14 protein-coding genes and 1 pseudogene are annotated in these 19,561 nt (G+C 68.2%); 6 read left to right on the forward strand and 9 right to left on the reverse strand.

Going from position 1 to position 19,561, the window contains the following annotated elements; all coding sequences use genetic code 11:
- The first annotated feature begins 169 nt into the window (after positions 1-169).
- The gene (locus VXC91_RS31530) at positions 170-1,831 is read left to right on the forward strand and encodes an N-6 DNA methylase (RefSeq protein WP_329510759.1); all 1,662 of its coding nucleotides are present in this window, start codon (positions 170-172) and stop codon (positions 1,829-1,831) included.
- A 27-nt stretch (positions 1,832-1,858) separates the two neighbouring features.
- Here VXC91_RS31530 and VXC91_RS31535 read toward each other — a convergent pair whose 3' ends face one another.
- The 5 genes from VXC91_RS31535 to VXC91_RS31555 form a co-directional block, all read right to left on the reverse strand.
- Positions 1,859-3,943 (reverse strand): UvrD-helicase domain-containing protein, encoded by a 2,085-nt coding sequence (locus VXC91_RS31535; protein WP_329510771.1) that lies wholly within the window; start codon positions 3,941-3,943, stop codon positions 1,859-1,861.
- 88 nt (positions 3,944-4,031) lie between these two features.
- Entirely contained in the window at positions 4,032-5,243 is a 1,212-nt protein-coding gene (locus VXC91_RS31540; RefSeq protein WP_329510760.1) for an McrC family protein, read from the reverse strand.
- Positions 5,240-7,066 (reverse strand): DUF4357 domain-containing protein, encoded by a 1,827-nt coding sequence (locus VXC91_RS31545; protein WP_329510772.1) that lies wholly within the window; start codon positions 7,064-7,066, stop codon positions 5,240-5,242. The genes VXC91_RS31540 and VXC91_RS31545 overlap by 4 nt, the downstream gene beginning before the upstream one ends.
- A 139-nt stretch (positions 7,067-7,205) precedes the next feature.
- Positions 7,206-7,613 carry a hypothetical protein gene (locus VXC91_RS31550; protein ID WP_329510761.1) on the reverse strand — a complete coding sequence of 136 codons (408 nt, stop codon included), beginning with the start codon at positions 7,611-7,613 and terminating at the stop codon, positions 7,206-7,208.
- Complete coding sequence (locus tag VXC91_RS31555) at positions 7,610-10,027, reverse strand: AAA family ATPase (RefSeq protein WP_329510762.1); 2,418 nt, start codon at positions 10,025-10,027, stop codon at positions 7,610-7,612. Before VXC91_RS31555 ends, VXC91_RS31550 begins: the two co-directional genes overlap by 4 nt.
- A gap of 184 nt (positions 10,028-10,211) precedes the next feature.
- Between VXC91_RS31555 and VXC91_RS31560 the strand changes: the two genes are divergently transcribed.
- Complete coding sequence (locus tag VXC91_RS31560; protein ID WP_329510763.1) at positions 10,212-10,712, forward strand: hypothetical protein; 501 nt, start codon at positions 10,212-10,214, stop codon at positions 10,710-10,712.
- 166 nt (positions 10,713-10,878) lie between these two features.
- Entirely contained in the window at positions 10,879-11,232 is a 354-nt protein-coding gene (locus VXC91_RS31565; RefSeq protein WP_329510764.1) for a DUF6247 family protein, read from the forward strand.
- 315 nt (positions 11,233-11,547) lie between these two features.
- On the opposite strand, the gene VXC91_RS31570 is transcribed toward VXC91_RS31565, so the two are convergent.
- Positions 11,548-11,817 carry a hypothetical protein gene (locus VXC91_RS31570; protein ID WP_329510765.1) on the reverse strand — a complete coding sequence of 90 codons (270 nt, stop codon included), beginning with the start codon at positions 11,815-11,817 and terminating at the stop codon, positions 11,548-11,550.
- 511 nt (positions 11,818-12,328) lie between these two features.
- On the opposite strand from VXC91_RS31570, the gene VXC91_RS31575 reads away from it, so the two are divergent.
- Complete coding sequence (locus VXC91_RS31575; RefSeq protein ID WP_329510766.1) at positions 12,329-13,672, forward strand: endonuclease domain-containing protein; 1,344 nt, start codon at positions 12,329-12,331, stop codon at positions 13,670-13,672.
- Between the two features lie 476 nt (positions 13,673-14,148).
- Here the strand turns inward: VXC91_RS31575 and VXC91_RS31580 are convergent, their stop codons facing one another.
- Positions 14,149-14,598 carry an ATP-binding protein gene (locus tag VXC91_RS31580; RefSeq protein WP_329510767.1) on the reverse strand — a complete coding sequence of 150 codons (450 nt, stop codon included), beginning with the start codon at positions 14,596-14,598 and terminating at the stop codon, positions 14,149-14,151.
- Between the two features lie 162 nt (positions 14,599-14,760).
- Between VXC91_RS31580 and VXC91_RS31585 the strand changes: the two genes are divergently transcribed.
- Positions 14,761-15,621 carry a helix-turn-helix domain-containing protein gene (locus VXC91_RS31585; RefSeq protein ID WP_329510768.1) on the forward strand — a complete coding sequence of 287 codons (861 nt, stop codon included), beginning with the start codon at positions 14,761-14,763 and terminating at the stop codon, positions 15,619-15,621.
- Complete coding sequence (locus tag VXC91_RS31590; RefSeq protein WP_329510769.1) at positions 15,618-15,803, forward strand: DUF397 domain-containing protein; 186 nt, start codon at positions 15,618-15,620, stop codon at positions 15,801-15,803. The genes VXC91_RS31585 and VXC91_RS31590 overlap by 4 nt, the downstream gene beginning before the upstream one ends.
- A gap of 116 nt (positions 15,804-15,919) precedes the next feature.
- On the opposite strand, the gene VXC91_RS31595 is transcribed toward VXC91_RS31590, so the two are convergent.
- Both VXC91_RS31595 and VXC91_RS31600 read right to left on the reverse strand, forming a co-directional pair.
- Positions 15,920-17,170: a hypothetical protein gene (locus VXC91_RS31595; RefSeq protein WP_329510770.1), complete on the reverse strand. Its 1,251-nt coding sequence runs from the start codon at positions 17,168-17,170 to the stop codon at positions 15,920-15,922.
- A 67-nt stretch (positions 17,171-17,237) separates the two neighbouring features.
- A pseudogene (locus VXC91_RS31600) lies at positions 17,238-19,561 on the reverse strand (Eco57I restriction-modification methylase domain-containing protein); the annotation flags it as partial.

Consider the following 19,561-nt stretch of genomic DNA (forward strand, 5'->3'; position numbering starts at 1 on the left):
CCGACCCGTTGTCCGAACGCGTACACGACTCGGTTCAGGGCGATCTCGGGAAGCAGTGCGAAGAGCGGCATCTAACGAGGGATTCCCTGGCAGCACACATGGATATGTGTACACTGTCAACGCACTCTCTTGATTGATAGGGCCATAGGACCCGTGTACGGTGACGCGCATGGCAGACCATCCCGCCCCGCCAGTCGGTGGACCGCTTGTCACCGGCTCCGAGATCGCCCGGCTCGCTGGCGTCACACGTGCCGCAGTCTCCAACTGGAGACGGCGGTACGAGGACTTTCCCGCGCCCGCAGGCGGCGGTGCAAACAGTCCGCTGTTCGACCTGGGCGCGGTGCAGGCGTGGCTGGACAAGCAGCGCAAGGGCCAGGATGTCTCGGAGGAGGTGCAGCTGTGGCAGGCCCTGCGAGCGGCCTACGGCGACGAGATGATCGGTGGGCTCGCGGATGTCGCCCAGTTGTTCGCCGGTGTCGAGGGCGAGGCCCCGGAAGCTCTGCCAACGGATGCCGTTCGACTGGCGCGGAAGCTCGGCGTCAGTGGATCACCCGGTGACGTGATGAGCGCGCTTACTGAGCGCTTCACCGACTCAGTGCGCCGGGCCGGGTCCGACCAGGTCACATCTCCGCGCATCGTCCATGCGGTGCGGCACTTCGCCGGCGAGGTGCCCGCTGATGCGACCCTCTTCGATCCAGCGTGCGGTATCGGAACGCTCCTGTTGACTGTCGGACCCGAGCTCGGGCCGACGCGGTGTGGTCAGGAGGCCGACGCCCGCAGTGCTCGATTCGCGCAGTTGCGAGCCGATCTCACGGGAGGCACCGGCGTCGACATCCTCACCGGAGATTCCCTGCGCGACGACCACTGGCCGGACCTCAAGGCCGATCTCGTCGTCTGCGATCCGCCCGTCGGTGCCACCGACTGGGGGCGCGAGGATCTGCTCCTCGACCCCCGGTGGGAGCTCGGCACACCCTCGCGTGCCGAAGGCGAACTCGCCTGGCTGCAACACGCCTACGCGCACACCGCGCCGGGTGGGCGTGTCCTCATGGTCATGCCCGCCTCGGTCGCCTACCGCAAGGCCGGCCGCCGTATCCGGGCCGAGCTCGTGCGGCGCGGCATCCTCTCGGACATCATCGCCCTCCCACCGGGGAGCGCTGCGTCGCACGCGCTTCCCGTACACCTCTGGCATCTGCGTCGCCCGCAATCCCCGGATGATGCCGTCGCCAGGGTGCGCATGGTCGACCTGACGGCGAACGATCCGGACGGTCCGCTGGAGCCAGGGCCCGACCAGACGGCGGAAGTACCCCTGATCGAACTGCTCGATGACGCCGTGGATCTCACTCCCGGCCGTCACGTCGAGGAGTCCCATCGCGACTACGCGACCGAGTACCGGGCTCTTCGGCGGGAGTTGGCCGAGCAGGTGCGGCTGCTGGCCGACCTGCTGCCGACCTTGATGGAGGGCGTTGGCCCCAGCGTCTTGGAGGGGCCCTCCGTCAGTGTCGCCGACCTCGCGCGTGCCGGTCTGGTCGAGTACGGCGATCCAGAGCCGGTCTCGGTGAGCGATCAGCTTGACACCGATTATCTCCAGGGTTTTCTGCGCAGCGCAGCGAACACCCGGCGGTCCACGAGTACCAGCGGCACCTACCGGCTCGACGGCAAAGGCGCCCGCATCCCGCAGATGGACATCGCCGAACAGCGTCGGTACGGCGCAGCGTTCCGCGCACTGCAGGAGTTCGAGGAGCGTGCGCGGAAGGTGGCTGAACTCAGCAAGCAGGCGGCGGCGCTGGCAAGGGACGGCCTCGGCAACGGCGCGCTCGCGCCAGGAGACTGACGGGAAGTCACATCATTGGGGTTTACGTCACTTCCCCTGCGGAACGAAGGGACTGGCCGATCCGCTCCACGACACCGCCAGCGCCTCCCGCGCCCGTGTGCAGGCGACGAACAGCAGGCACCGCTCCCGTAGCAGGTCCGAGTCGTGCTGCAGCGCGTCCACGGAGGCCGGCGTCACTTCGCGGGTGAAGGGGAGCGCGCTCGCCGTCGCTCCGAGGACGGCGACGCAGCGGAACTCCAGCCCCTTCATGGCGTGCATGGTGGCCAGCCGTACGCCCTCCGCATCCGGCCCCGGATTGTCTCTGACCCGGACCACCGGCACCCGGGCCGCGGCCAGCTTGTCGTACGCCTTGTCGAGCAGCACGTTGAAGCGGGCGCACACGCTGATCTCCGACGGCCGGATGCCCTGCGCGATCCAGCCCTCGACGCGTTCGACGAGCGCCGCGATCTCCGCCTGCTCCGAGCCGTACCCGTCCACGTGCGGTCTGCGGCCGTGCAGGAGCGACCGGTAACCCGCCAGGGTGTCGCTGCCCTCGCCGCCCAGGTCGTCGACCGACACCGGGGTGAGGATACCCGTCGACCAGGCGAGGATCTCCTCCGTACTGCGGTAGTTGATGCGCAGGCGGTGCGTGCGCCCGGCAACCGAGATGCCGAGCGAACCGAGTGAGACCTTCGAGTCGTAGATCCGCTGGTGCGGGTCGCCGGTGATGAACAGGTCGTCGCTGCCGGGCGCCACCGCCCCGCGCAGGACGCGCCACTGGGCCGGGTGCAGGTCCTGTGCCTCGTCGACCACGACGTGGTCGTGCGTGGGTGAGGAAGCGGCCAGGAGCTCGGCCGCACGGGCGCACACCTTGAGGTGGGTGGTCGCCTTCTGGTCGCGCAGCGTGGACTCGAAAAGCTCGACGGCCGGCCACAGCTGCTCCCGCCTGGTCGGCGACAGTGCGCTGCCGCGACCGCGCCGGGAGGCCGCGCGGTAGTCGTCCAGGGTGCGCAGGTCCTGGGCGAGGACGACGTGACGGTACTCCTGGGCCAGGAACTGCTCCGTCCACGGCAGGCCGAGCTTCTTGACGGCCCGCTGCCACACCTGCCGTTCCTCCCGGTCGCCGATCGGGGAGGGCGCCCGGCCGTCGAGGCGGGTCACGATGCCGTGTGCGTAGGCGTTGACCGTGGTCACCTCGACGCGGGTGAGCAGCGACTCGTCGTCCAGGAGGACAGACAGGTTTTCCCGCAACGACGCGGCCAGGGCATTGGTGAACGTGGTGAGCAGGACGCGGGCGTCCGGGGAGCGGGTGAGCAGGTGCTTGACCCTGTGCAGTGCCACGACCGTCTTGCCGGTCCCTGGGCCGCCGGTGACCTGTACCGGGCCGCCGTACGACACCCGGTAGGCAACGCGGCGCTGCGAGGGGTGCAGGAACACCCGCCACGCCGCGAACGGCTTCTCCAGGATGTCGGCGAGTTCCTCCGGGCCTGTGACCAGGGTGATGCGGCTCGTGGTGTTGGCGATGACGACGGCCAGGCTCTCGTCGGGGTCGGGTCCCGCGTCGACGGGTCGCCGGACGGCGACCACGTCCCGGTACACCTCCTCGGGGCTGAACTCCTCGGCCAGGTACTGCAGTACCTCGCACTGGTCCTCCGGCAGCAGCGTCTCGAAGGCCCGAAGCTGCGCCTTGTCGACTATGGTCCGCACGGCCCTGAGTACCTGGTCGTCGATGCCGAGTTCGCGCAGCACCGTGTCCGAGTACTTCGCGAAGAGCAGCGAGTCGGCGGCCGCGGCGGCCTTCTCCAGGGCCGGGGTCAGCTGCTCGATCGCCGCGACGTTGCGGACCTCCAGCGCCCGCGTCGCGGAGTTCGTCGTGTACAGCCGCTTTGCGGCCCAGGTGTAGGCGTCGTCGTGGGGGACGACATTGACGAGTAGGAAGACGTCACTTCCGTCGTCCGGGGCGAGGACGACGCCCCGCCAGAAGTCGTTGATGCGGATGGTCCGCATGCGTGGGTCGCGTGCGTTCTCCACCGACTCCAGGTGCAGCCCCTTGTCCGCCTGCAGTTCGGGCACGGTGAGCTGCTGGAACTTCTGCATCGCCTTGCGCACGCCAGCTTTGACAGGCCGCTCCAGGACGTCGTAGCTCTCTCAGAAGCTGTTGGCGAACGCGAGCTGCGGCACGAGGCGAACTCCTCACCCAGAACGGATACTCCGCAGTCGATCATACGCGCGGGGTGCTCACCAGCCGGGCGGTCAGCTTCTCCACGTCCAGTAGCAGCCCGGAGGGTTCCTGGTCGAGGTCGAGGGCGTGCTGGTGGATGACGATGCCCGCGTGCCGCACCGTGTGGGCCGCGTGCGGCGCGTTGCCCTTGGCGTACACCAGGTGGCCTTCGCGCAGGCCCAGGGCTGTGCAGTAGGCGAGCATCTGGTAAAGGTCGGCGTCCGGAAAACCGTCCCGCTTCTCGGCTTTGTACTTGGCGTCCACCACAGCGCACGGGGCGCCGTGCGGCCCGTAGAGCACGAAATCGGGCTTCATACGGATCGCGGACGCCTCGTCGAGGTGATGCGGATCCTGGAGCCGCGCCGAGTGCCCGAAACCACGGCACGACTCCCGCAGCGCCACCGTCACGAAGTCCTCGAAGAGTTTGTTCATGTCGAACAGGAACCCGTCGACGCGCAGCCCGCCGGGAGCGTGCTCGACGGAGGCGTTCTCCAGAACGGTACGGGCGAGATGCAGGGCATGCTGGTAGCGCGAGTTGAGTCGGCTCGGCTGCCAGGCAGGCAGCGGTTGACCGCGCACGATCACGGTGACATCGGCGAGGCGGGCACGCTGGTGGAGCAGTCCGCGACGCACATCGTGGGGTACGCCGGGCAGCCGCAGGAGGCGCTCGACGGCGGTGCGCAGCAGGCGGTTCTCCGCGATGTCGGTAGTGAACTCGTCGTACTCCACCTCTACCGGCAGCGTCGCGCCGAACCGCCGCCGCATCTGCTCGGCTTCCCGTATGCGGCCCCGGACGACTAGGGACGTCTCCTCGTTTGCCCGATATCCCTGGAGGAGCCCCTGCCGCAGGGCGCGGTCGATCTGCCGCTCCACGGCATGGGCGAGCGCGGGCAGCAGATCGCGGTGCCCGGCGACATCGACTTCCCCGTCTCGCCAGCCGCCCTTCGGGGCGAGGGTGTACCCGAGGAGGAAGAACAGGCGGGCGATGGAAACCTTGGGGGCGACGCGTACGGTAATCGGCTCGTCATTTCCTGGCACCGCGACCGTCACGGCGCCGACCTTGCTCCCGGCCCGCAGAGACCAGTGCGCCGAGACGTACGGATCAGGAGCCGCGTCCACGATGTCCCCGGCCGCCAGCGCTCGTCCGACAGCGTCCGGCAGGGCGACACCTATGGCCGGTGCGTGCTCGACGAGTTCGACGACCTGAGTCACCCCAACGACTCCCGCAAGGCGGCGAGCCCGTACCGCTTTTCGATGTCCAGGCCCTCCCCGTAGTGGTACTCCTCGAGCAGCGGCAGGATCTTGGTCCGCCACGTCCGCTCGAGTCCACCCTCCCGATAGACACCGCTCTTCATCAGGTAGGAGGGCCCGATTCGGAAGTCGGCGTCGTCGATACGAGAGTTGAGCGCCTCGAGCAGATCGGCCGGCTCGGTATCGCGACCCTCTCGGGTGAGCCAGCGGCGCAACAGCCCGCTCGTCGGCTCGGTGCGCGGGGACAGTTCGACGAAGGCGAAGCGGCGGCGCATCGCAGCGTCGACGAGGGCGATGGACCGGTCGGCGGTGTTCATGGTGCCGATCACGAAGAGGTTGGGCGGCAGCGCGAAGTCATCGCCGGAGTACGTCAGCCGGACCGACTTGTTGCGGTACTCCAGCAGGAAGTACAACTCGCCGAAGACCTTTGCCAGGTTGGCGCGGTTGATCTCGTCGATGATCAGGAAGTGCGGGATGTGCCGGTTGCCCTCGCGGGAGGCCAGATCGGCGAGTTCACGCAGCGGGCCGGCCGTGAGCCGGAAGGCGACCTCCCGGGTCTGCGGATCCTCCTGCGGCCGGAAACCCTCGAAGAAGTCCTCGTACGCGTACGAAGGATGGAACTGCACGAGCTTGACCTGCTCGGGCCCGCCGCCGAGGAACTCGGCGAGCTTCAGGGCGAGGTATGTCTTGCCCGTTCCGGGCGGGCCGTACAGCACCAACTGACGCTCGTCCCACAGCAGATCACGCACTTCGCGCAGCCAGGCGGTGTCGTGCACGAGGAGCTCGTCGGCCAACCCGTCCGTGGGCTCGGGCAGCTCCAGCTCACGCCGGGCGGTGAGCGCGGGGATCTCCACGCTCGGGTCCCGATCGGCGGCTTCGGCCTCCTCAATCAGGTCCTCGTCGCTTATCCCCAGGCCGTCGATGAGATCCTTCACCGCGGTCAGATCGACGACGTCATGCTGTGCGGAGAGCTTCTGCTGGAGCGCCTCGGGCAGGTCCTCGTACGCGTGCCCGTCGTCAGCCCAGTCCACCGGTCGGCGCAGATCCGACCGGCCGTCCTCGGAAGCAAGCTGCTCGGCGTCTCCCGTGATCTTGCCGACGTACAGCCGACCGCCCGAGATGGTGCACATGGTGTCGCCGGGCCTCATCCGGGAGAGGAACATGTGCAGTTCCTCGACCAGCTGCACCTTCTGGTTGTACGTCGCGGTGGAGGCGTAGTCCTCCTCGACGGCAGCGCGCAACCGGTCCTTGCTGATGCCCTGCTCGACACCCTGTCGCAGGTGACGTGCTCGCAGGGTCACCAGGCCCTCGGGCAGCCACAGGCGCCTGACGAGGTCGAGGCCCGAGACATTGGAGCCGCGCACCAGCCAGGCCCGGTTGGGTCCCCACCACACCTGGTCGAGGTAGTCGGAGAGCGGATGGCCGTCGGCGGTCTTCCACTCCAGCCATCCGTTGGCACTGCGACCGACCAGGATTTCGGCGGCGGCCGACGGCGAGTTGCACTCGACGTCCTCGATGAGCTCCATCCAGCCAGGCCAGGTTTCCGACTCCACGAAGATGTCGTCCTCGATCAGCCGCTGCCTCAGCCGGTACGACGATGGCATGCGGACGGGGAAGGACGGCACGACCTCCGGGCGCCCCGGCGACCCGGCCAGGACGACGAACTTCTGGCTCCCGTTCGTCCCCTTCTCGGTCAGCAGCCGTCCTCGCGCCTCGGGGCCACCGTTTGGCAGTCTCAGCCGGAACTCCGGGTAAGGCATGCCGTCATCGGCCTTGGTCACCATTTCCCCCACTCATGCATCGTGCGCTCACCCAGAACGATAGGGGGCACCGCTGACAATGGCGGGCCACCAGGGCTCCCCCTCAAGGGTTCCTCCTGAGTCTGCGTGTGGTCAGGTGTGGACTGATGTACGGCACCTGCCCTCAGGCGTCTGCCGCCGACGTGACGGAAGCCGTTCCCGGCCTGCCGCGCAGGGCCGCGAGGAGGGCGGTGACCTCCAGCAACCGGGTGTGGATCTCAGCCGGGGCCGGGGGCAGTTCGTACGTGCGGTAGTGGCATGCCGCGCTGAGCGCCGACCAAGTGGTGCGGCACCGGCGGGCGGTGTCGTGGCCCGCATACCACTCCAGGCACAGCATCCGGTGCTTGCCGATCCGCGTCATCGACGGAGTGACCCGCTGCCAGTAGGCGTCCAGGGCCTGGTCGAGCGCCATGCGGAGCAGGACCGCGGCGGCACGGGCACGCAGGCCGGGGCCCAGGGTGGTCACGGTGCCGGGCTCGGGCAGCAGAAGACGGCCGGCGGCAGTCACGAGGGTCTCGGGGGACACGCTCATCGGGCGCCCCCGGCACTCTGAGTCCCAGCGCTGCTCCGGATCGCCGCCGCGAGCGTCATGGTCCGGCGGACGAGAACCTTGCGGTCGTCGACGGTCGGCAGGGGCGTGTGGGTACCCGAGTTGAAGGCCTCGATCAGCGTCCAGCCTCCGGGACAGATCCGCTCGACGGCCGCGCGGGCATGCTGCTGCTCGTCCCCGAGCAAAGCGAGGGACACATAGGACTTGGTGCGCTCAAGGGACTCCACGCGCTCCTCGACTGACCGCAGCCCGAGCCCCTTCTCGTCGCGGAGCCTGCGCCGAGCGGTCTCCAGGCAGGCGGCTTCCACCGCCACCCTGCACATGGCGGGTAGCACATGATCGGCCACGTCCTGCGGCACGTTGGGGTCCAGGGAGACGGCCCGCGCCTCCGCGAGAGCCTGTTCCACCGGGTCGGTGAGCGTCTCCACGCCCACCACGGAGTCGGTCTGGCGGCTCACCCGCAGGACGGTCGCACTGATGCCGAGGTGTGCGATGGCCTGCTGGAGCCGAGTGTCGTGGGTGAAGACGATGACCTGCCTGTCCTGGGCGCACGCGTCGAGCACCCGGGCCAGCCCTTCGACCTTCTCGGGGTCCATCGACTGCACGGGGTCGTCGATGACGAGGAACCCGAACGGACTGTCCGCGTGCGTGGCACGCGGCAGGAACAGCGAGAGCGCGAGCGAGTGCAGTTCGCCCTGGCTCATCACGCTGTAGGCGGGGGCGGACATATCGTCCACGGAAACGTCGAGCTCAACCTTGCCGCGACCGGGAGTGCCCGCAAGGGTGACCGATCCGAGCGTGACGCTGCTGTGCTCGCACAACTTCTGCCACACCTCCTGGGACCGCCGGGCGAACGGGCGCAGCCGCTCGTCTCGCAGCTCGTCGATGATCGGCCGCAGCCAGGGCCGTGCCTTGCGCGCGTGCTTGCGCCGCTCGCGCGCGGCCTCGGCCGCCTCCTCCGCGCCGAGCCACTCGGCGAGCCGCACGGCGAACGGCTGCCAGGCACCGTCGTGCTCGGAGAGCCGCCGAGCGGCCTCCTCCCGCACCTGCCGGCAGGCGTCGTCCAGGGCGGCCGCGGCACGCTCGACGCGATCCGCCAGCTCCCTGGGGTGGGTGACGTCCCGGCACTGGGACCACTCCTGCCACACCGCCGTGAGCGAGGAGGTCTCGCCGCGCAGCCACACCGGTACCGGCTGTACGAGGTCGTGCACGGCCCGCACGGCGATCGCTACCTCCTGCCGGGCGGCCTCGGCGCCGGCGGCCTCCGTCTGAAGCCGCTCCACCTCCGCCCGCGCCTGCTCGGCCCACGCCCGGTCCAGCCGGTTCTCGGCGCCGCAGACCGGGCAGTCCGTGCCCCGCGAGCGCCGCTGGTGTTCGACCGCCGCCTCCAGCAGCCGGGCCAGGCGGCGGGCCTCCTCGGCACTGCCGTACCGGGCCTCCTCGGCACCGGCGGCGGCCTCCCGCAGTCGGGCGACAGCCCCACCGACCTCCGCCAGATCCGGCCCGGCGAGGCTCGCGTGCTGACGCAGCCGGGCCAACTCGGCCTCGGCGGCCGGGGTACGGCTCTCCAACAGCGCACGTACGCGGCCGAGGTCGCGCTTGGCTCCCGACAGCGCCTGGGCGGCCTCGCGGGCCCTGGGGTCGTCGAGCGGGCCCAGGGCGCCGAGGAGCTGCGTGGTGAGCGCGTCCGCGTGCTTGATCGTCTGCTCGCACTCGCTCGCGGCGTCCTTGACCCGCCCGTCGAACTCGGCGAGCAGTTCGAGCCCGAGGAGCTTGAAGAAGGCGTCGTGCAGGCCGCCGAGCGTGCCGTTGATCATCGAACCGAGTTCGCTGTACGGCAGGAAGGGCCGGGCGAGGTTCAGCGCCTCGGCGTCGACGACCTCCTCCAGCTTCCGCTCCCAGCCGTCCGATCCCTCGACCTTGGTGCGCGCCTCATCGACCTTGAGCCCGTGCCAGGTCCGCCGCAGGGTGACCGCCTCGCCCCGCTCGCCGACGGCCAGCTCGACGCAGACCTCGGGGGTGACGTCGGGACTGTGCAGGTTGCGCCAGCCCTTCTGCCAGTCCGTGGCCCGCCGCCCGTCCCACCGGGAGTTGCGCCCCGTCAGCGCGGTCTCGGCGGCTTCGGCGAAGCTCGACTTGCCGGAGCCGTTGGGACCCGCGACGACGACCAGGCCGGGCCCGGGCGGCAGTTCAAGGGTGGTCCGCGGACCGATGCCGCGCCAGCCGGCCGCGGTGATGGACCGGAGCTGCACGGGTCCGGCTGGCCCTCCGCTGTTCCTGGCCGGCTCTTCGGGGACCAGCTCGCGCAGTAGCTCCTGCACCTGAGGTGCGAGGCCGGAGTGGCGCAGGCGATCGAGGAGGAGAGCGCGCAGGGACGCAGGAGGCTGATCGGTCATGGTCGGTTCCCGTTGTCGGGCGAGGCAGAAGGGGCCACGCGGACTGCTGATGCGCCTTGTTGGCACTTCGAGCATGGCGATTTCATGTTAGCACTGTCAACGTATTTTCAAGATTCCAGGTATTCGAATTTGTGTACGCGCTGGAGGTGTCGGGCCGGTTGAGCAAGCCCGCTAAGGTGACCGCATGCCGTCCGCGCACCTGCTGATCATCGGAGACCGCCCCGCACTGAGCTGGGTGGTGACCGAGCAGCGGATGGCGTTTCCGGCAGGCCGGGCCAAGGCGGCCCGCGCGTTGGAGGAGGGCGACGAGGTCTTCCTCTACACAACGCGCGGTTGCTTCCGGAATCCGACGCGAGACCTGGGACGGGTCATCGGCCGGGCGACGATCGCGAGTCCTGTGCGCGTCCTGGACGAGCCGGTCGTCTTCAACGAGCGCTCCTACTCCGAGGGTTGCCGCCTGAAGGTGTCGGGGCTGGCCCCGTTCCGTGAGGGTCTGGTCCTGCGCGATCTGGTGCCGCGGCTGTCGGTCTTCCCTGACCCCGCGACCTGGAGCGTCCGCATGCGGCGGGCGTCGCTGACCCTGCCGCCGGCTGACGCCGAACTCGTACGCACGGAGCTTGAACCGCTGCTGCGTCCGTACGGCGAAACGCGCGAGGGATATTGGTGGGAACCGGCGGCGGCCTGACCCGCTGGTCCGGAGCGCGGTCTTTCTGCGCCACGTGACTCGCTCACCGACTGGCGACCGGCCGCGATCGGCTCGTGCCGTTGCGTTGATCCGGCCGTCGATCCGGCGCGGTGCGGGTACCGTCTAGAAAGCAGCCAACACCCACCATCGAACCGGGAGCACGACCGTGACCGCACTCCACGCGCAGCCGCAGCCCGGTGAGCCGCTCATCCCCATGCCCGCCCTGACCCCCGACGCCCTGCGTGCTGCGGTCGAAGAGCTCACGCCGAGCCGTATGCCGGCGTTCGTACGTGATCTCGTCGACGCGACCACCAGCGCCCAGCGGGCCCAGTCCCTTGCGCCGCTGCGCACCTTCGTCCACACGTGGGGCGTGTTCGTCGCGATCCAGCGCTACCCCTCACGAGCCGCTCGCCTGCGTCACCTGGAAGACGTGGTGAGCGGCGGCGTGGAGGATCCGGCGGATGCCATCACCGAGATAAGGAAGATCCACGCAGAGGCGGAGGTCGAGGCCGGACTGTGACCGACTGGAAGTGGGCGCGTTGGCGGCGAGTTCGGCCACGATCTGCTCCACGCGTTCGGTGACGGTGGGTGACACCTCCCAGGCGTGGCACTGCTCCGTGGTGAGCAGCCGGGCGAGGCGTGTGCCGCGGCGGGTGGAGGACAGTTGTTGCGTGAACGTCCGCTGGACGACGGGAACCTGGGGCGTGGATGCGTTCATGGGAACCACGGTGACGGGCGCGCGGGGGCGCGTTCTATGAATGACGTCCGTACGGTGGGTCATAATACGGTCACATTGTTGATGGTACGGGCGTCAGGTCCTCAGGCTGGGAGCGTGTCAGTTCGGGAAGTCGAGGCTCTCCTGACCAGGCCCAGGGGTGCGCCGAGACTTCCTTGGTGCCTTCGGTTCCTTGGTCGCGTAGGCAGGCACGGGCAGGATGCCCTCGTCCCGGAGTTCGTCGGTGGTGATGAGCGGGCCGCTGCTCACGGCGTCCAGGCGCCGGTCCTGCCGGGGCTCCAGTGCTACGAGGAGCCCGAGCGCGTTGATGAGGTCCAGCAGGTCAACGGTCCATCGGGAAGGCCAGGTCGGAGGCAGGATGTCGTTCAACGGGGTCTGCCACTCCACATCCGGCTTACGTTTACGGAAGCTGAACCCCGCCGATCCGGTAGTCCCAGACTTCCGGCGCCACTGGACGTATGGAGCCGGTGCCCACCGTGAGCGTTCGGGTGGGCGCGTCGTAGGAGATGTCCTCCGGCAGCCATCGTCCTCTCCGATCGTGACTGACGCATTCCGGTTGCTCCGCCGGGGGCAGTCTCGGGGTCGGTGCGGGCTGAGGGGAGTGGTGAAGAGCGGATCGGCCGATTGCGGCCGGCGAGCCGGGTGACTTGGGGGGCGGTGGGATGATCTCAGCGTCGGGTGGCCGGCACTGCCATGCCTCACAGGCGAGAGGCCGCGGCCGAACTTGTACGTGAACTCGTGGACGGTACGACGATTTTGCCGTCACGCGGGGAGATCGGAAGTCGAACCACGCGTCGTCGCAGCCGAGTCGCGGGCGGGGGCCCGGCTGACCGAGGCGCTTGGCGACCCGTTGCCGCGTTGGCGCCGTTAACCTGTGGGTATGTCAGAGCGTGTCATGCCCGGTCGCACGGACGGCCTGATCACCTTGGTTGCCGCGGACGCTCTGTGGGTCGATCTGACGGCCGGCAGTGCTGTGCCGACGGTTTCTGGGGCATTCACCCACTCGCCTGCCCATGCCCGGCTGGGATACGTCCTGCTCGGCGACCATGCGGTGGCGACGGTGAGAGCGAGCGGCGGTCAGTGGAGTGTCTCGGAGGGTGAGGTGCGACGGGCGGCCGCGGAGCTGAACGCGGTGGGGATGGATCGGCAGGACCTGGTCCGTATCGGTCCGTTTCGTGGGGCGCCGAGGCAGGAGTGCGACGAGGAGACGCCGCTGCGTTGGCGCCGGCGCATCACGCGGGAACTGCAGGAGTTGGGCGGCCCCGAGCGGGCAGCACGACGTGAAGCGGGCCGGCCGTACCATCTGGCGGGGATCGACTGGCGACAGATGCTCGTGGAGCAGACCCGCGACGGGACGCGGCGGACGTGGTGGCTGCCGCGCGCTGTGGTCAGGCTGCTGGACGCGGCCGAGCACGCCGAAACGCAGTGGGTGCAAACCGCGCGAGCCCGCCAGGCCTGCGCAGCCGCCACTGAGCCGCCCTCCCACCCTCGGCAGGCCCGAGACGCCGACGGTCGGCAGACCACGAGCACCGAGGGCGCCACCGCCTCACCGCGCCGGTACAACGGAGAGCTGGAAGGGCAGCAGTACTCGGTGCTCAGCAGGAAGCCCGGTACCTCCCGCAGGGTGACCGCGTGGGCGTGCGCCGTCTGCCGCGGCGCGCCCGCCGCCGTCCTCGACCATTGCCACGAACACGGCTACGTCCGCGCCCCCGTCTGCCAGTCCTGCAACACACTGGAACGCCCCGACCACCTGTACAGCAACGACATCCGCGTGGCGAACCGCTACACACGCCTCTTCCACACCGACAGCGATGACTGGCTCCGTCACTGGCACCGCTGCCCCGGCTGCCGCGCACGCACCACCCTGCCCCTGCCGCACCTCGCCGCATGGACCGCTCACATAGCCTGCCGATCGCTGCGCCCGACGCACCGCGCCCCCCGCGGGCGCACGCCCTGCGGTGTCCTGCGCGTGTCCTGGACGGGCAGTCAGAACGCGCCCCGTTCCTGCCTGCTCACTGTCGCCGTCGACTGCTGCCCCTCCGGCGAGCACCGTGTCCTGGCGCGAGTCCCCTACCGCGAAGCCGCCGAGCGGTTTCGTGCCTGGTTGGCCGAGGCGGCCCCTGCCGTGGCCGCCGAGGCCGGTCCTGATCGCCTGGACGACCTGCCTGCCCAGGTCCGGCCAGTCATCGCGGACACCAGCGGCGAGGGCCTGGCACTGTTCTGAGCGTGCAGAGGACCAAGGTCGGTTGACCGTTGGTGATCGGTGGGATTCCTCCGGAAACTCGCCGATCCTGGCGAGAACCTCATGGCCAGCGCCCGGAATTCCTTGAAGCAGGTCTTCACGGGACATCGAGGACCTCGTTCGGCGAGATGGCGACGGGCAGTGTCTGCCCCTTCTCCAAAGTGCGGACGTAGTTTCAAGATGGGGTCGCGACCGTTGACTCAGCGCCCGAGGAAGTCGGTGCCGGTGACGGCGAGGATGTGGGAGCACGGATGGCTCCGTCTGCCGTTCCTGGCGCTCGGAGCCGCCACCGCCGCAACTCGTCAGCATGCCCGCGACGGCGACACCCGCCACCACGAGAAGAGCCCGATGGCGAAGGCCCCCTGGTGCTTCTCCCATGACGACGCCTCCTTCCGACGCGCGTCTTATTGCCACCAGCTTGCGCTCGCGGCGAGGATTCGCAGGTCGGCGCGTGGCGGTCAGCCCTGCGGGGCGTCCGTGGCGGGCCTCAGCAGTGCCCAGACCGTCTTGCCCGAGGGCGGGAACGGATCGGTACCCCACTCGTCGGCCAGGGCGTGCACCAGCAGTAGTCCGCGGCCCGCTTCGTCATCCGGCGCCCGGTCGGGGCGGAGCGTGGGGCGCCGTTCGCCTCGGGTGTCGGTGACGGCGATGCCCAGGGTGCCGGTCGCGGTGTCGAGGGTGAGGGCGAGTCGGAAGTCGCGGCCTTGGACGCGGCCGTGCAGTGCCGCGTTGGCGGCCAGTTCGGCCACGATCTGCTCCGCGCGCTCGGCCACGGACGGCGGCACCTGCCAGGCCTGGAACTCCGCCACGGCGAGGAGACGGGCGAGCCGTGCGCCGCGACGGGTGGACGACAGCTGCTGCGCGAACGTCCGGACGGTGGTGGGGGAGTGGGGCGTGCTCACGTTCATGGGGCCACCGTGACCCGCGTGGGGTGGTGTGCGCCAGGAGTGTGGCCCGTACGGTGCGTCAGCGTACGGACGCGTTCGGTGGACAGTACGAATTCGGCTTGGCCACTCTGGGTGTTCTTGATCGGGGGGCAGTGGCACGCGTGCACCTGGAGGTGTCCTCGGATGACGACCGACCACGTCGAACCGGTGGGGCTGGGCGGAGAGTGCGTACGGGAACCGGACCCGTCGGACAGTCTGCGCACGTTCGGGGCGGTCGTCCAGGCCCTGCGCGAGCATGCGGGGCTCAGCAGGGCGGAGTTCGCGGAGTTGGTGCGCTTCTCCAAACACACGGTGGAGTCGATCGAGTTGGGGCGCAGGATGCCGGACGAGTCCTTCGTGGAGCGGGCGGAGGAGGTGCTGGGCAACACGGGGGCGTTGCGGCAGGCGGCGCCGTTTCTGACTCGGGGGGAGGCGGGGCTGGCGGCTTGGTTTCGGCAGTGGGCTCGGCTGGAGCGGGTGGCGGCGAGCCTGTGCACTTATGAGTGCCGGTTGGTGCCGGGGTTGTTGCAGTCGGAGGGGTATGCGCGGGCGGTGTTCGAGGGGACCGTGCCCGTGGCGCCGGACGACCAGCTTGAGAGCTTCATGGAGCGGCGGATGGAGCGCCAGCGGATGCTGTCCGAACGGCCGACGACTCCGTTCAGCTTCATCGTCGAGGAACATGTGTTTCGACGTCGGTTCGGGGACGCGGGGCAGATGCGGGAGTTGTTCGACCATGTGCTGGAGTTGAGCGCACCTCGCAACGTGACCCTTCAGGTCGTGCCGGTGGAGGCGGGATTACACGCTTGCCTCGACGGTCCTCTCCAACTGTTGGAGACCCCGAAGGGGCAGCGGCTTGCCTACTCCGAGGGGCAACAGAACGGCCGTCTGATCTCGGTCCCGAAAGAGGTGAGCCTGCTTCAGCAGCGCTATGACACACTGCGCTCGCAGGCCCTGAACGCCCGGGACTCGCGGGGTCTGCTGGGGCGACTCCGAGGAGAGCTATGAGCACGACGGAACTGGCCTGGTTCAAGTCCAGCTACAGCGGTAGCCAGGGTGACAGCTGCGTGGAGGTCGCCGTCACCGAACAGGCTGTTCACGTGCGGGACTCCAAGGATGTGATGCGCACCTCCTTTGCTGTGGGCCGGGACGGCTGGTCGCGCTTCCTGGACTTTGTGGCGGAGGCCTGAAGGCGACGCGTCACGGTGGCAGGCCCGCAGGCGCATGTCACCGCGACGCGTAAACCGACTCTTCGCAGTTGAGGGTGTACTTGGGGCTGTCCACGTGGCTGACGGTCGGCGCTCACTCAGCCTTCCTCAGCGCGTTCCTCCTCGCCCCCGCGCCGACGGCGCGCCCGCTCGGCGATCTCACTGGAGAGCTTGCCCTTGACCGAGTTGGCCCGGTCGAGCGTCTCGCTGCCGAGGCTTCTGGCGGCATCAACGCCTTTTGCTCCTGTCTCGAGCGCCCTGTCTCTCACCTCCGCGGCCGCGTGCACCCACCGCCTCGCCTCTGATGGCCGGCGACCGGACTCAATCCCGAGCCGCTCGTGGAAGTCGTGGACGCCTGTTGCGACATGGTTGCTCGACTGGACTACGGCGGGAGACTTGGTCGGGTGCAGCAGCACCTTCGCGTTGGCCGCGTCAGCAGCCGCATGCATCCGGGCCACCAGACGCTCGGTGCTCCGCGAGATGAGATCCAGCCGCTTCTGTCGGGCAACCCGAAGCCCGAGGCGATGCCGGTCCAGCTCGTCCGGAGCCGCGTCCAGCACTCGATCGAGTTCGAGCACCGCGAACGCGTCCTGCAATTGGAAGCAACGAGCCAGCACAGCGAGCCACTCCCGAGCCTTGGACTCGACTTCCTTGGCCGTCGTGGCGAGGTCACCGATCTTGGTCTTGCCCTCCATCTTCTCCGCGAGTGCATCGAGTTGACGCAACGCATACGCCTGGGTGTCTGCGATCGCCGTCGGCGCGGCCTGCACCTTCGACCACGTGACCTCGGAGACCCGGCCCACTTGCTCCCGGATGGTCATGGCCTCCTCGATGATGAGCTCCACCCCGATCATGCGGGCCACCGCAGCGTCCTTCTGAGCGCGGAGCACGTCGTCGACCTTCTCGTCGATCCTCGCGAGATAGTCGGTGATCTCGTCCATGGTCTGCTGCATCGCGAGCTGTGCCATGATCCCCGCGGCACCAGACAGACGCGCCGGGTTGGTCAGGAACGAGCCGGCCCCCTTCTCAACCTGGAGCCAGTTCTTGATCGAGCCAGGTTTCCCCACCATCGCATGGCTGATGCCTGGCGTCTTGGTTTCCATCAGCCCGAACTTCTTGACACGCTCCGCGGACTCCTTGGTCAGCTTCACCCACCGACCGGAGTTGGCGGCAATCTCCGAACCTGCCTGCGCGACTGCAGCCCCGGTACTGAAGACGGACTTGAGCCGTTGCAGTCCGAGGTCCTTCGACGGAAGTCCCTCCGAGAGGAGGAAGCGTTCCACATCCGTTGCATTCCCGATGACCGCCAGCCCATCACCGTCACTGATCAGCTGAATCTCGTTGTCCAATGCCCGCTCCTGAAGTGGCTTTTCGCAGTTGAGGGTGGTCGGGGTGCGCGCGGCGATCGCCAGGCGCTCAGGCGGGGTGTCGGGAGCCGTGGCCCGGGGGCGGGGTGAGGGTGGAGGTGTAGTTCTCGCCATCCACCAAGGGGTTTTCGAGGCTGACGCCGGCTTCGGCCATGCGGTCGTACTCGGCGAGGACCAGTCGCTTGGTGCGGTACTCGCCGTACTTCGCGATCTCGTTGTTCTTTAGGCCACCGTTCGGCTCGGTCTTGAAGGTCTCCAGGATGTAGTCGGCGTCGTCGCGGGAGATGCCGTAGAGGTGGAAGAAGCAGGCGTCCAGCTCGGCGCGGAGCTGGGCACGGCGGTTCTCGTCCCAGCGGAAGGGAGATCCCTCGTCACCCAGGTCGTGGGCCAAGCCCTCCATGTCGTACGCGGTGTAGACCAGCTCAAGAATTCGTGGGGTGAGGAAACGGGTGTGGATTTCGAGGGAGCTGGGAGCGGGAACGGGTAGCTGCTTCCAGATGAAGAGCTTCATGTGAGCATCGCTGATCTTTTGGCGGCTCACGAAGTCGAAGACCAGGGTGGACTGGGCAGCGACCATAGCTGCCGCGAGTTTCGGGGCCACTCGGGGCAGCATGAGGGGGTAAGTATGCCCGACAGCTACGCGCGGCAGAAAGGCAGGTATCGCCGTGCGCTCGTCTGTGGTACGGCACACGTCCCGCCAGCCGATCAGCCAGTCCCGGAACCACTGGATGCCCTCCAGTCGCTCGCTTACGCCGGGTACATGGACCTCTCTACGACTGCGAACGGTCGTTATTTTTCCGTTCTCTGTGATCCAATAGCGAGGTTCCGGGACTGCCGTAGGATCTTGCTTTTCAGTAAGCTCGAGACGGCGTCGATCCTCGTTCCCGGTGCCGAAGTAGGAGTTCCAGCGGTGGTCGAAATGATGGGCCATCTTTCCCTCGTACAGTGGCAGCATTCTCTGTCCATCCTGTACGAAGACATTCCCCTCCAGCATCCATCCGTCTCTGAGTAGAGAATCGCGGGTGTGGAACAGATCGGAGTCGTCCGTCATGTCAAAGAGGCGCTTGAAGGCGATGCCCCAGGGGTTCCCGTCTGACCTTGTCTCGTCCCAAAGCACCGGAATCCGTCGGTAGACTGCCGCCGTGAGATCCGCGTCGCGTCGTGAGCGGAAGATCGGCAGAGTGCCGGTGTTGGGGTTGATGAAGTTGATCTCCTCCGGGCTGAGCGCGAAGACACGGTCGGCGTCTTCGAGGTCGACAGTATCGTGGAGGAAGAAAGCGAATTTGGCGGTGGGCTCCGATATTCCGCGACCAGTGAGGGAGATTAGGCAGAACTTATAGCTGGAGTGAACACCATCGAAGAGCGGCTTCTTGTTCTCAAAGTCGTAGAACGAGGAAAGCGCTCCGCGCTGGGTAAAATCGTTGAAGAGATACTGGGCGCCAGCACCGGTGGCTACGGCAGTCGGGATGATGGCACCGAGGCGGCCCTGTGGTGCCACGATTGACGTGAATCGTTCGGCGAACAGCTGGTCTGCTTGTAGCGAGTTGACCCCTTTGACGGTCAACCCATTCGCGCACAGGGGAAACGAACCAGAGCTCGACGCGAACAGAAACGTCGACTTCACCGTGCGTCTTGCCGCGCGGTACCGCTCGCCCGCCTTACGGTTTTCGCTCTCCCACTCGGCGATCCGGGTCCGCCGGGATGTGCCAGAGATCGCGGCGATCGCTGGTTCGACCACACTGAAGTATTTCTTGTCCTCGAAGTCGACCTTGTCCCACGGAGGGTTGCCCACGACGCAGGAAAATCCCCCTGTCCAGCCCGTCCCAGGGTCGGCGTCCGAGGCTGCTGCGGCGCCATGCTCCGGGATCGTGAAGACTTCGGGGAACTCCAGATGCCAGTGGAAGAACTCGTACTGGTGGGCGAGGCGGACGATTTCGTCACGGGTGGATTCCGGTATTCCTCCGCCGGGGTTCTGGAGGTCGCGGAAGACGCCCTCGGTGACAGGAGTCGACGCGCCCTGGACTTTGGGCCAGACGAAGGCGGCGCACCAAGCGTCAGAGACGTTGAGAGCGTGGAGGTAGTCGGCGGACTGCTCCAGTTCGCGGAAGCGACTGGACTGAAGGCGGACGTCGCGCAAGGTGTCGGATCGGGCAGTGGTGATGTCGCGGAGACTTGCCGCGAAGGACGCGTTCGAGACCCAGATGTACTCTTCGGTGGTGAAGCTGAGCTGGCCGGCGCGCTCCCGGGCGTTCCGCTTCCTCAAACCCTCAGCGATCTTCTTGTCGTCGCCCTCGATCGGCTTGAACGCATCATCGGGGATGCCCTTCGCCAGCAGCGCCGGAGTAGCCCCGATCAACGCGTTCCCGTGCTTGA

This window comes from Streptomyces chiangmaiensis (genome assembly GCF_036281785.1).
Taxonomy (GTDB): Bacteria; Actinomycetota; Actinomycetes; order Streptomycetales; family Streptomycetaceae; genus Streptomyces; species Streptomyces chiangmaiensis.